Origin of the sequence: Paraburkholderia sp. NMBU_R16 (assembly GCF_013282575.1) — a bacterium.
Classification (GTDB): domain Bacteria; phylum Pseudomonadota; class Gammaproteobacteria; order Burkholderiales; family Burkholderiaceae; genus Trinickia.
Map to the genome: position 1 here is coordinate 43,215 of NZ_JAAAYE010000015.1, position 12,018 is coordinate 55,232.

General features: G+C 61.7%; 13 protein-coding genes. 9 read left to right on the forward strand and 4 right to left on the reverse strand.

From position 1 onward, the window contains the following. Window positions 1-189 precede the first annotated feature (189 nt). The 3 genes from vapB to GWC77_RS09965 all read left to right on the forward strand — a co-directional run bounded on the left by vapB (window position 190) and on the right by GWC77_RS09965 (window position 2,150). Complete coding sequence (vapB, locus tag GWC77_RS09955; protein WP_173256749.1) at window positions 190-426, forward strand: type II toxin-antitoxin system VapB family antitoxin; 237 nt, start codon at window positions 190-192, stop codon at window positions 424-426. Next, window positions 426-833 carry a type II toxin-antitoxin system VapC family toxin gene (locus GWC77_RS09960; RefSeq protein ID WP_173256750.1) on the forward strand — a complete coding sequence of 136 codons (408 nt, stop codon included), beginning with the start codon at window positions 426-428 and terminating at the stop codon, window positions 831-833. The genes vapB and GWC77_RS09960 overlap by 1 nt, the downstream gene beginning before the upstream one ends. 84 nt (window positions 834-917) lie before the next feature. Then, complete coding sequence (locus GWC77_RS09965; protein ID WP_173256751.1) at window positions 918-2,150, forward strand: FAD-binding oxidoreductase; 1,233 nt, start codon at window positions 918-920, stop codon at window positions 2,148-2,150. A 35-nt stretch (window positions 2,151-2,185) separates the two neighbouring features. Here GWC77_RS09965 and GWC77_RS09970 read toward each other — a convergent pair whose 3' ends face one another. Further along, window positions 2,186-3,064 (reverse strand): alpha/beta fold hydrolase, encoded by an 879-nt coding sequence (locus GWC77_RS09970; RefSeq protein WP_173256752.1) that lies wholly within the window; start codon window positions 3,062-3,064, stop codon window positions 2,186-2,188. A gap of 118 nt (window positions 3,065-3,182) precedes the next feature. Here GWC77_RS09970 and GWC77_RS09975 point away from each other — a divergent pair, with 118 nt between their 5' ends. The 5 genes from GWC77_RS09975 to GWC77_RS09995 all read left to right on the forward strand — a co-directional run bounded on the left by GWC77_RS09975 (window position 3,183) and on the right by GWC77_RS09995 (window position 7,980). Next, window positions 3,183-4,079, forward strand: a complete 897-nt coding sequence (locus GWC77_RS09975; protein ID WP_173256753.1) for a LysR family transcriptional regulator — start codon at window positions 3,183-3,185, stop codon at window positions 4,077-4,079. Between the two features lie 106 nt (window positions 4,080-4,185). Continuing rightward, window positions 4,186-5,082 (forward strand): NAD-dependent protein deacetylase, encoded by an 897-nt coding sequence (locus GWC77_RS09980; protein ID WP_173256754.1) that lies wholly within the window; start codon window positions 4,186-4,188, stop codon window positions 5,080-5,082. A 91-nt stretch (window positions 5,083-5,173) separates the two neighbouring features. After that, window positions 5,174-6,583, forward strand: coding sequence for an NADP-dependent phosphogluconate dehydrogenase (gene gndA, locus GWC77_RS09985; protein ID WP_173256755.1), 1,410 nt, complete (start codon window positions 5,174-5,176; stop codon window positions 6,581-6,583). A 161-nt stretch (window positions 6,584-6,744) separates the two neighbouring features. Further along, window positions 6,745-7,104, forward strand: a complete 360-nt coding sequence (locus GWC77_RS09990) for a DUF4148 domain-containing protein (protein WP_173256756.1) — start codon at window positions 6,745-6,747, stop codon at window positions 7,102-7,104. A gap of 189 nt (window positions 7,105-7,293) precedes the next feature. After that, window positions 7,294-7,980 (forward strand): peptidoglycan DD-metalloendopeptidase family protein, encoded by a 687-nt coding sequence (locus GWC77_RS09995; protein ID WP_173256757.1) that lies wholly within the window; start codon window positions 7,294-7,296, stop codon window positions 7,978-7,980. A 68-nt stretch (window positions 7,981-8,048) separates the two neighbouring features. On the opposite strand, the gene GWC77_RS10000 is transcribed toward GWC77_RS09995, so the two are convergent. Continuing rightward, entirely contained in the window at window positions 8,049-8,294 is a 246-nt protein-coding gene (locus GWC77_RS10000) for a hypothetical protein (protein WP_173256758.1), read from the reverse strand. 210 nt (window positions 8,295-8,504) lie between these two features. Here GWC77_RS10000 and GWC77_RS10005 point away from each other — a divergent pair, with 210 nt between their 5' ends. Next, window positions 8,505-10,958: a glycogen/starch/alpha-glucan phosphorylase gene (locus GWC77_RS10005; protein ID WP_173256759.1), complete on the forward strand. Its 2,454-nt coding sequence runs from the start codon at window positions 8,505-8,507 to the stop codon at window positions 10,956-10,958. On the opposite strand, the gene GWC77_RS10010 is transcribed toward GWC77_RS10005, so the two are convergent. Both GWC77_RS10010 and GWC77_RS10015 read right to left on the reverse strand, forming a co-directional pair. Continuing rightward, window positions 10,946-11,332, reverse strand: a complete 387-nt coding sequence (locus GWC77_RS10010) for a DUF6232 family protein (protein WP_173256760.1) — start codon at window positions 11,330-11,332, stop codon at window positions 10,946-10,948. The genes GWC77_RS10005 and GWC77_RS10010 overlap by 13 nt on opposite strands. Before the next feature lie 9 nt (window positions 11,333-11,341). After that, on the reverse strand, window positions 11,342-11,596 hold the full coding sequence (locus GWC77_RS10015; protein WP_173256761.1) for a DUF2866 domain-containing protein: 255 nt from the start codon (window positions 11,594-11,596) through the stop codon (window positions 11,342-11,344). Between the last annotated feature and the right edge of the window lie 422 nt (window positions 11,597-12,018).

Sequence of the window (12,018 nt, forward strand, 5' to 3'; positions counted from 1 at the left end):
GCGTGCAGTGCCGCTTGTCCGGCTATAGCGCGTTATTTTCTAGATGCACCGGGAAGTAAAGCACAATTTGGCGGGCTCTGCTGTTATAGGAGACCCTCGATAGCCTCAAAAAATGTACACACACGGATTTACGTTGCGCCGGAGCCGCGTTATAGTACATCCATCGTACATCCGCGGACGGGCTCAACCATGCATACCACCAGGGTTTTCAAGAACGGCAATTCGCAGGCAGTGCGTATCCCCGCCGATCTGGCGTACGAGCGCACGGACATGGAGCTCGAAATCGAGCGTGTTGGGGACGAGCTCCGCATTCGGCCAGCGCGGCGAGCGCTGGGCGGGGTGCTCAAGAAGTTCGCCAAATTCGGGCCCGATTTCATGTCCGAGGGGCGCGGTAGCCAGGAGCAAACAGAGCGCGAGGCTCTCTGATGCCGCGCTTCATGCTCGACACCAACATGTGCATCTACTTGATGAAGAACCAGCCGGAGCAAGTGGCGGAGCGCTTCGCACAATGCTACGTCGGCGACGTCGTGATGTCCGCCATTACCTATGCGGAATTGGAGTACGGTGTGGCAGTTTCGGCCAATCACGCACGCGAGCGCCGGAATCTCGCTGCGCTGATCGAGGACATTCCGGTCGCGCCCTTCGATGTCGCCGCCGCCAAGGCCTATGGGCCGGTTCGCGAGGCGACGCGCGAGCGAAAGAAAGATCATCTCGACAAGCTCATCGCGGCGCATGCGTTGGCGCTCGATATTGTGCTCGTCACCAACAACGAACGCGACTTTGCCGCCTATCCAGGCCTGAAGCTGGAAAACTGGATCAGCGGCGGGGCGTAGAGGCGAAGGAACGGCGCGGTTCGACACGGAAGTAGTGTGTCGTTGCATCGTTTCAGCCGCAAAAATGGGGCATGTTAACTTCCGATGAAATTCGATACCCTCGTGCTTGGCGCCGGCATGGTCGGCGTTTCGATCGCCGCTCATTTGCAGCAGCGCGGTCTGTCTGTCGCGCTCATCGACCGAAAAGCGCCCGGCAATGAAACATCGTTCGGTAACGCGGGACTGATCCAACGGGAGGGCGTTTATCCGTACGCGTTTCCGCGCGGGCTGGGCACGCTGCTCGGCTATGCCGGCAATCGCGCACTCGATGTCCGGTATCACCCGGGTGCGATGTTCAAGCTCGCACCGTTTCTCTGGCGGTATTGGCGCAATTCGGCCCCCGATCGTCACATTGCAATTGCGCGCGCCTATTCCACATTGATCGAAAAATGTGTCAGCGAGCACAAGGCGCTGGCAGCGGCCGCCGGCGCGGCGGACATGTTGCGTCCGACTGGATGGATACGGATCTTTCGCACCGGGGGCAAATTCGACGAGGAATTGAAGACGGCCGAACGCTGGCAGCGCGAATATGGCATCGAGTACGACGCGCTCGATGTGGCGGCGCTTCACGCGGTGGAGCCCGATCTGTCGTCGGCTCTCGTCGGCGGGGTGCGCTATGGGCAATCGTATTCGGTAGCGGATCCGAATGCCCTCGTCACGGCGTACGCCCGTTATTTCGAGCGGATCGGCGGGCGCATCGTTTTCGGCGACGCGAGCACGCTCGAGCCGCATTGGCGGGTGAACACGGAGGAGGGGGTGCTGGAGGCCAGTTCAGCCGTGGTCGCGCTGGGCCCTTGGTCTCAGCCGCTCAGCGCCAAGCTCGGCTATCGGCTTTCGCTGGGGATCAAACGCGGGTATCACATGCACTACCGCGCAAAATCAGGGGCGCGCCTCAATCATCCCGTCCTCGATGCCGAAAAGGGCTATCTGCTCGCGCCGATGGCGCGCGGCATCCGGCTCACGACGGGGGCGGAACTCGCGTTGCTCGACGAGCCGAAGACGCCCGATCAGCTCGAGGCTGTCGAACCGATCGCCCGGGACTTGTTTCCCCTCGGCGAGCGAGTCGATTCGGAACCATGGATGGGGCAACGTCCGTGCACGAGCGACATGCTGCCTATCATCGGTCCGGCTACGCGACACCCGGGTCTTTGGTTCGCATTCGGGCACGCTCATCATGGGCTCACACTGGGCCCGGTGACGGGGCGCCTCATCGCCGATATGGTCACGGGCGAGAAACCGTTCGTGGATCCGCGCCCATTCCGCATCGATCGGTTTTGAGCGCGGATCGAAGTTCGATCGGTACCCCCGCTCAGTCAAGAACGCCCGAGTTCTGTCAGAAAGGCATGCGTCAACGTGCCGATTTCATCGCAGGCTTCGTCGAGTGCAAAGTGGCCCGCTTCGAGCAGATGGATTCGGGCGTCGGGTAGATCGCGTCCATAGGCACGCGCGCCTTCCACCGTGAACGACGCGTCGTACTTGCCCCAGACGACGAGCGTGGGCGGGCGATGTTCGCGCAGGTAACGCTGCCATTGCGGATATCGCTCGACATTGCTCCGGTAGTCATAAAACAGCTCGGTCTGAATATCGATCTGCCCCGGGCGCGATAAAAAGGCAAATTCGTCGTTCCAGGTATCGGGATCGTAGCGATCCGGATGCGGACTCGTTCCCACGTGACGCAAGCGCGTAGCGTCATACGACAGCAAGCTCGTGCGCAACGCGGCCTCATGCGTTGCCCGGTCCTTCCAAAAAGCCTTGCGGACTTCCCACAGCGGACCCAGACCTTCCTCATGGGCGACGGCGTTTTGCACGATCAGGCCGCGAATGCGCTCCGGATGCGCCTGTGCAAGACGAAAGCCGACCGGCCCGCCGTAGTCCTGTACGAACAACGTGAAACGGTGCAATTCGAGCGTTTCGATGAAACGCTCCATCACGCCGGCGACCGAATCGAAGGTGTAAGTAAACGCGCTCGGCTCAGGCGCGCTGCTGTGTCCGAAGCCGGGATAGTCCGGCGCGATGACACGAAACTGATTCGAGAGCAGCGGCATCAACGTTTCATACATGCGTGACGATGACGGAAAGCCGTGCAGCAGCAGGAGAACCGGTGCATCTTGCGGGCCTGCTTCGCGATAGAAGATGTCGAGTCCGTCGATCTGTACGGTGCGGTAACGCATGCTTGCGCGCGTCGAGTCCATCTTCGTTCTCCTGGTGAGTTGGGTAGTGAAAGAGCCGGTGGACCCATGCTACTCTTCGATTTCAAATTGATAATCCGTCATTCAGTGGATTCAATATCGCGATTTCAGGGAGAATGACGTGCAATCGCTGCGGGAACTGGAAACCTTTGTTGCGATAGCCGAAGAAGGGAGCCTGACAGCAGCCGGACGCCGCCTGGGCCGTTCGTTGCAAGCGGTGAGCCGCGGGCTGCAGACGTTGGAGCAGTCGATGGGCGTCACGCTCGTCTTGAGGACGACACGCACGTTGCAACTGAGCCCCGCCGGGGCGCGGTTCTATGAACGCGTCAAAGCCGTTCTCGCGGATCTCGAGATTGCGCGCACCGAACTGGCGGAAGATGCCAAGCGGCTGACGGGGCGGCTGCGCATTCATGCGCCCACGCTTTTCGGACCGCGGTATGTCGTGCCGCTCGTCGCCGAGTTCCTCGCACGCCATCCCGAACTCCATGCATCGTTGGAGTTCGACGACGAATTGCGCGATCCGCCGGAAAGCGGTGCCGACCTTACGTTGCGCGTCGGCGCCACGCCCGATTCGCGCCTCGTCGCGCGGCAGCTTGGGCAAGTGCGCCGTGTTGCATTCGCGGCGGCTTCGTATCTCGCCGAGCGCGGCCATCCTCGGACGCCTGAAGACCTGGCCGCCCATGAGTGCGTGATTCGAACCGGTGTGCCCAACGCGAACCGCTGGACGTTCGATTCGCGCGACGGCACGCGGTATTCGGTTCTCGTTTCGGGCCGTATCGAATGCAATCGACTCGCCGCCGTCAATGCCGCCGTGGCCGAGGGGATGGGCGTGGGGCTCGCAGCATTCTGGCAGATTCGCGAGCTCATCGAAGCAGGCCGCGTCGAGATCGTTCTGCCCGAATACGAGCCAGCACCGCTGCCGCTTTGCGCTGTCTGGATGCGCACGCGGAAGATGCCGGCCCGCTTGCGCCTGCTGATCGATTTCCTGGCCGCGCGGCTCGCGGGCGAGCGGCTGTAGGCCCGGCCACGGATCCGCGGGTTGCCGGCACGCCGATTCGGAACGGCGTAGAATTCGCGTCGTCGCGCCGCCTCGACGGCAGCGGCATTGATCACTTTGCCGTGCCATGACTGAATCCACCGCAGTAACCGCGCATTCGTCACCGTCTTCAACGGCCGCCGCCGCAAGCGGCGAAACGTGCGCGGATGCGCTCGAAGCGTTGTGCGCTTTCGTGCAGCGGCATCCGCGTCTTTTCGTCTTGACGGGGGCCGGCGTCAGCACGGACTCCGGTATTCCCGGCTATCGCGATGCCAACGGCAATTGGATGCGCGCGCAACCGATCGAGTACAAGGCGTTCGTGAACTCCGAGCGTGCCCGGCGCCGCTACTGGGCGCGCAGCATGGTGGGCTGGCCGATGCTGGCCGCCGCTCGCCCGAATGCCGCGCATACCGCCCTCGCGCGTCTCGAACAAGCTGCTTGCGTCGCCACGCTCGTGACCCAGAACGTGGATGGACTGCACCAGCGCGCCGGGAGTACCGGTGTGATCGAGCTACATGGCAGCATACGCGACGTGATCTGTCTCGCCTGCGGTGCCGGGCATTCGCGTGAGTCGGTGCAAGACATCCTCGCGGCGGAAAACCCGGGGCTCGCCGGTGCGTTCGCGCAGCCGTCCGCGGATGGCGATGCCCACCTCGAATGGGCGGACCTGGATACGTTTCGTGTGCCGGCATGTCCGCACTGCGGCGGCATGCTGAAACCGTCGGTCGTTTTCTTCGGCGAGAACGTGCCACGCTCGACCGTGGAGGCGGCTGCCGCGGCGCTCGAGGCGGCCGACGCGATGCTCGTGATCGGCTCGTCGTTGATGGTGTACTCCGGTTATCGGTTTTGCGTCTGGGCCGCGCGTGCAGGCATGCCCGTTGCCGCAGTCAATCTTGGGCGCACGCGCGCGGACGCGATGCTCGCGCTGAAGGTGGCGGCTCCGTGCGGCGATGCGTTGGCGGCATTGGCCGAACGCATGGCGTAACCTGTTTCCACTCAATCGTCGACGGACGCCGTTCCGTCATGCCGCGCGGCAAACGGGCCGTCGCAGGCAGCGTTCCAAGGAGAATTCGACAATGGGCAAACCCGCCATCGGTGTCATCGGCCTCGCCGTCATGGGCCGCAATCTCGCGCTGAACATCGAAAGCCGCGGCCATGACGTGGCGATCTACAACCGCAGCCGTGCGAAGACGGACGATATGCTGGCCGCGTGCGCGGGGCGCCGGCTCGTTCCCGCCTATTCGCTCGAAGAATTCGTCGCGTCGCTCGAGAAGCCTCGCCGCATTCTCATGATGGTCAAGGCGGGCGAGCCCACGGACGCGACGATTGCCGCGCTCAAACCGCTGCTCGAGCCGGGCGACACCCTGATCGACGGCGGCAATACGCACTTCACCGATACGATCCGCCGCAACCAGGACCTCGCGAAATCGGGCCTGCACTTCATCGGCACCGGTGTATCCGGTGGCGAGGAGGGCGCGCTCAAGGGGCCATCGATCATGCCGGGCGGCCAGCGCGAGGCCTACGATCTCGTTGCGCCGATCCTGACCGAAATTGCGGCGAAGGCGCCAGACGGCGAACCCTGCGTGGCCTATATGGGCCCGGACGGCGCCGGCCACTTCGTCAAAATGGTCCACAACGGAATCGAGTACGGCGACATGCAATTGATTGCCGAAAGCTATGCCGTACTCAAGCAGGTGGCGGGACTCTCGAATGCCGAGCTCGGCAGCGTTTACCGCGAGTGGAACGCGGGCGAGCTCGACAGCTATCTGATCGAGATCACCGCAAAGATTTTCGGTAAGCGCGACGACGAAACCGGGAAGGATCTCGTCGACGTCATTCTCGATCGTGCGGCGCAAAAGGGAACCGGCAAATGGACGAGCCAGAACGCGCTCGATCTGGGCGTGCCGCTGCCGCTCATCACCGAATCGGTGTTCGCACGCGTGCTGTCATCGTTGAAAACGCAACGCGTGGCGGCGAGCAAGGTGCTGTCCGGGCCACGGCCCGGTGCAATGGCGGGCGAGCGCGACGCGTTCATCGAAGCCGTCCGGCGCGCACTTTACTTCAGCAAGGTGATTTCCTACGCACAAGGATTTGCGCAATTGGCCGCCGCGTCGCAGGAATATGGGTGGAATCTCGACTTCGGTACGATCGCGAAGATTTTCCGGGCCGGCTGCATCATCCGCGCGCGCTTCCTGCAAAAGATCACCGACGCATATAAGAGCGATCCGCAATTGCCGAACCTGCTGCTCGATCCGTACTTCCGGACTATTTCGGAGAACTATCAATCGGCACTGCGCGATGTGGTGGTCTCGGCTGTCACGGCGGGCGTGCCGGTACCCGCGTTCGCATCGGCCATCGCTTATTTCGACGGCTACCGCGCCGAACGGCTGCCGGCCAACCTCGTTCAGGCACAGCGCGATTTCTTCGGCGCGCACACGTTCGAGCGAGTGGACAAGGAAGGCAGCTTCCACGCGCATTGGTCTTGACGGTTTTGCCGGGACCTACGGAGATTGACAGGGATTGTTGCGGGACCGGAAACACTATTTGACTAAAATAGTGGTTTTCCCTAGGTCTTCGGATGACTAGACTGATCTCAATCGCTTCGGACATGGTGTGTGGAGCGAATACCAATATCGGAGGTCTAGTCATGAAATCCCTGATCTATGCAGTGGTTGCCGCTTCTGTCCTCGCTACCCCGCTCGCCTCGATGGCGCAAACGCAATCGAATCAGCCTGTCACGCGCGAACAAGTCCGACAGGATCTGATTCGCCTGGAACAAGCGGGCTATGAACCGCGCGCAAACGACATCAATTACCCCGCGAACATTCAGGCGGCCGAAGCGCGTGCCAATGGCACACAAGGGCAGGCAGTCGCGGATACGTCCGCAACGGCCGGCGACAACAGCGGCTATGGCGGTGTCGCGGGCCAGAGCGGCCAATCGGGTGCGCCCGCTGCCGAGCGTCCTGCAAACCCGAACGGCGAACACTCGCTGTTTTTCGGTCAGTAAGCATCGCAACGTCGCGTGATCGCAATCGATGCGTAATAAACGTAATCGAAGCGAAAGCAGCGCGATCGATTGAGTCGACCGTTTGAACCGAACCGGCTCGTGCTCTCGAAGGGGGCGCGAGCCGGTTTCGTTTTGGCGTCCCCGCGTTAATATGTGCCATTCTCGGCTGACTAGGGAGACGCTCGCTTCATGAAAATCGATCGCAGCGCAGTATTGACGGTGTTGTGCGCGGCCGGCGCGATGTGGGTCGCGGGTTGCACGACCGAGCAATGGCCGGGCTCGCGCGGCAATGCCGCTCAATGGAATGCGCCACCGCGTCCAGTCGCCGTGCAGCCCGGCTATTATCGCGTCGCGCCCGGCGATACGCTGGCCAGTGTTGCGGCGGGGTTCGGCCAGCGGCCGCAGGACATTGCCGAGTGGAACCGGCTACCGGCCACGGCCTCGCTCGTTCCGGGACAAGTGCTGCGCGTGGCGCCGCCGGTCGGCGCGAATGCGAACGTCGGCGGCGGTCCAGCGATTCACTTTGCGTGGCCCGCTTATGGGCAGGTGCTCAAGTCGATGCAGGCCGGCGGCTCGAAAGGCATTGTCATTGCCGGTAGGGCGGAGGACCCGGTGCGTGCCGCTGCCGACGGAACGGTCATCTATGTCGGCAACGCGATCGAGCAATATGCAGCCTTGGTCGTCGTGAAGCATGGCGACGGAATCGTCACGGCGTATGCAGTGAACGGTCCGGTTGACGTCAAAGAGGGCGACAGTGTGCGCAAAGGGCAACAGATCGCCCAGATGGGCACCGACAAGACGGGCCGCAGCACGTTGCAGTTCGAAATTCGCCGCGATGGCACGCCTATGGATCCGCTTGCCTACCTGCCGCGCTAGCAGCCGGCAGATCGTCGGGCAATAACCCGCGCCACTGTGCCACTGTGCCGCCGAGCCGATGCCGGGGCTCAGGCCAGCGATGCAAGCACGATCGAAAGCTTGCGGCTATGCGCGCGGAACGCCTCGATCGTATCGCGCTCGCTTTCGGGGCTGACGTGTGCAAGTTCGGCGCGCTCGACTTGCGCCTGATATTCGTCGACGAGTCTCAGACGCGTCTCGGGCGGCAGTGCTCGAATCAGTGAAATCATCAACAGCTCTTGCGCGCGGATCATGCCGAGCACGGCTTGCGTGTTGGTATAGGTATGCGTCGTCATCTCGGTCTCCTGGGCCTGTCGACGCTTCAATCATAGTGCAGCGATTGCGATGCCCCCATGCGGTGACCTCGCATTTTTTGCATTTTATTTAGCACTCCGATGCGCTCCGCAAGACATCAAAAAGGGGTAATCTGATTCCTCGCGGCACGCGCCACTGGCGCCAGTCGAGGGTAGCAATGCGCATGCCGCCATGCTAACCAGGAGGGCTCGATGACAGCCGTCGATCTGGAATTCGACCAGCTCAACAGCACAGTTGAAGCGCTGCGGCGCTCTATCTCCAATCGCTTGATCTACGGTGTCGGCAAGGATGCTGTCGCGGCCCGGCCGCAAGACTGGCTCAACGCCGCTGCCCTCGCGGTGCGCGACAGACTGGTCGCGCGCTGGATGAAAACCACGCGTCTGCAATACGAGCAGGACGTCAAACGCGTCTACTACCTGTCGATGGAGTTTCTGATCGGCCGCACGTTTACGAACGCGCTGCTTGCCCTCGGTATTTACGACCAGATGAACGAAGCGCTTGCGAGCCTCGGTGTGGATATGTCCGCGGTGACCGAACTCGAGCCGGACGCCGCGCTCGGCAACGGCGGTCTCGGACGGCTCGCGGCGTGCTTCCTCGATTCGATGGCTACGCTTGCGATCCCGGGCTTCGGCTACGGCATCCGTTACGACTACGGCATGTTTCGTCAGCAGATCGTCGACGGCGAACAAGTCGAGACGCCCGACTATTGGCTGCGCGCCGGCAACCCTTGGGAGTTTCAGCGCCCCGAAGTGCAATACATCGTCCATTTCGGCGGACGCACGATTCAGCACGGGGACCGCGTCGAGTGGGTGGAGACCGAGCACGTCAACGCCATGGCTTACGACACCGTGATCCCGGGCTTTGGCACGAGTGCGACGAATACCTTGCGGCTTTGGTCTGCGCGCGCGACGGAAGAACTCGATCTGTCGGCGTTCAACCAGGGCGACTATCGTCGCGCGGTCGAGGCAAAGGAGTATTCCGAAAACGTCTCGCGGTTGCTCTACCCCGACGATTCGACACCAGCCGGGCGCGAGCTGCGATTGCGGCAGGAGTACTTCTTCGTTTCGGCGACGATGCAGGATCTCATTCGCCGCTATCAGCGCACGCATAGCACTTTCGGCCGGTTCGCGGAGAAAGTCGCGATTCATCTGAACGACACGCATCCGGTGCTGGCCATTCCCGAACTGATGCGACTGCTCGTCGACGTCCACCAGGTACAGTGGGATCGTGCGTGGAAAATAGTGCAGCAGGTATTCTCTTACACCAACCATACGCTGATGCCGGAAGCACTGGAGACGTGGGACGTCGATATGCTCGCGCGGCTTTTGCCGCGACATCTCGAGATCATCTTCGAGATCAACGCGAACTTCCTCAAAGAGGCAAGCGAGCATTTCGGACATGACGTCGATCTGATCCGGCGTATTTCTCTTGTCGACGAGTACGGGCAACGCCGCGTGCGTATGGCGCATCTCGCGATCGTCGCAAGCCAGAAGGTGAACGGGGTTTCGAAGCTTCACTCGCAATTGATGGAGCGCGAGTTCTTCAACGATTTCGCGCGCATGTTTCCCGAACGCTTCACCAATGTCACGAACGGCATCACGCCGCGCCGGTGGCTCGCGCAGGCGAGCCGGCCGCTTTCCTCGCTCATCGATTCGCGCATCGGAACGAACTGGCGCAAGGATCTTTTCGAATTATCGAAGCTTCGCGAATTCAAGGAAGATGCGGAATTCGTTGCCGCATTCCGGGCCGCGAAACGCCGCAACAAGATTCGTCTCGCTCAGCGTCTTTTGCACGATACGGGCGTCGCGGTTCACCCGGATGCGCTCTTCGATATGCAGGTCAAGAGAATCCACGAATACAAGCGGCAATTGCTGAACGTGCTGCATGTCATCGTTCGCTACAACCAGATTCGCGCGCATCCAGATGAAGACTGGGTGCCGCGCGTCGCCATTTTTGCGGGCAAGGCCGCTTCCGCCTACAAGATGGCGAAAACGATCATTCGCCTGATTGGCGATGTTGCACAGACGATCAACGGAGACCCGGTCGTCGGCGACCGCCTGAAAGTCGTCTTCGTGCCCAATTACGGCGTGAGTTTGGCCGAGACTATGATTCCCGCAGCCGACCTCTCCGAACAGATATCGATGGCGGGCACCGAAGCGTCCGGTACCGGGAACATGAAGCTCGCATTGAACGGCGCGTTGACGATCGGAACGATGGACGGTGCCAACATCGAAATCTGCGATGCAGTCGGACACGAGAATATGTTCATCTTTGGATTGAACGCGAGCGACGTCGGCGAGTTGCGAGCCAGCGGTTATCGGCCGCGGCAGATCTACGAGGAGAACGAAGCGTTACGCGTCGCGCTCGATCAGATCCGTACCGGACACTTTTCCAACGGCGACTCCCACCGCTTTTCTGACATCTTTCATACGCTTGTCGACTGGGGCGATCACTACATGGTGTTGGCCGATTTCGCTGCGTTTGCGCGAGCGCAGGAGGCGGTGGACGCCCGTTTTCGCAATCCGCGCGCATGGACGGCGAGCGCGATCGAGAATGTGGCGGGCATGGGGCAGTTTTCGTCGGACCGGACGATTGCCGAATACGCGCGCGATATCTGGCGCGTGAAGCCGCTTCAGACGGGCTGAGCGGCACGGCCGAGTGCGTCGCGCAAAACGCGTTCGACGTGCTCGGCGAAGGCGCGGTCGGGGCTCGTCAGCGCTTCGCGCTCGCCGTTCGCCGTTGTGACGATCAGCCGGTGCGTGACATCCTGCGTGTACCAGGCAAGTACCCCGACGACGACGAGCATCACGCCGACGACGAGTGCGGCGCTGCTGCCATAGATGCCGCCCGCTATGGCTGCGGCGGCGCCGAGGACCGAGATGCCAATCGGCACGACTTTGTTCTTGTGCACAGTCACGACGCGCACATCGCGAATCTCGCGCAGCGGAAACGTCTGGCCGCCCGCACTGAGTCCGCCGCGTGTGATCGTCACGCCGCGTTCGTTGAAAGTGTTTTCCATTGAGGACGCTTAGCGCTGTTCGTCGAAATAGACCCGGCCCGGTACGTGCGATGCGACGCACTGCGCGATCTCGCTGTCGGTCAACTCCGCTGGGACCACGCAACGATAGGACGGCGCGTCTTTGGCCATGCTCCATTCGACGAGCCGGTAGGTCCTGCCCCACGGGCGCTGCACGGGCAACGAGACGCGGCAGCTTTGAACGGGCAGCGCGTGCTTGCGCTTGAGCATGGTTCGTAGATGCTTGAACACCGAATCTTCAGTCATTGCCGTTTCCTTCCCAGGGTCGCAGGGATTTGCGCACCGCATGAAGAAGACAAAAAGATGCCGCCGATGTTCCGGCGGCTCAACAGGGGTGGTATGGGGGCCATGTTGTCAGCCGAGAATTAAGCCAGACTTAAAAAGCGGGGCATCTCCGCATGTGTCACGATGCCCCATCGAGGGCTGGAAATACGGGTAGGGCTATGAAATATAAGAGTTTTCTGGTGTCGCTGCGTACGGGCGCGTAACGTCGTGTCACACTTTCAATGGTGACTGGAAGCTGCGCATTCCTATCCGACTTTGCTCGCCGATCTCGACGTAATTGTTTTCGAAAGTGCGTCCTTGAACTGACGTCCGGGCCGGTACGTTAGCGGACCGACTGCATCCGGCTGATCGCTCACCATGAACTGGCGTTTCGAATTCCGTCG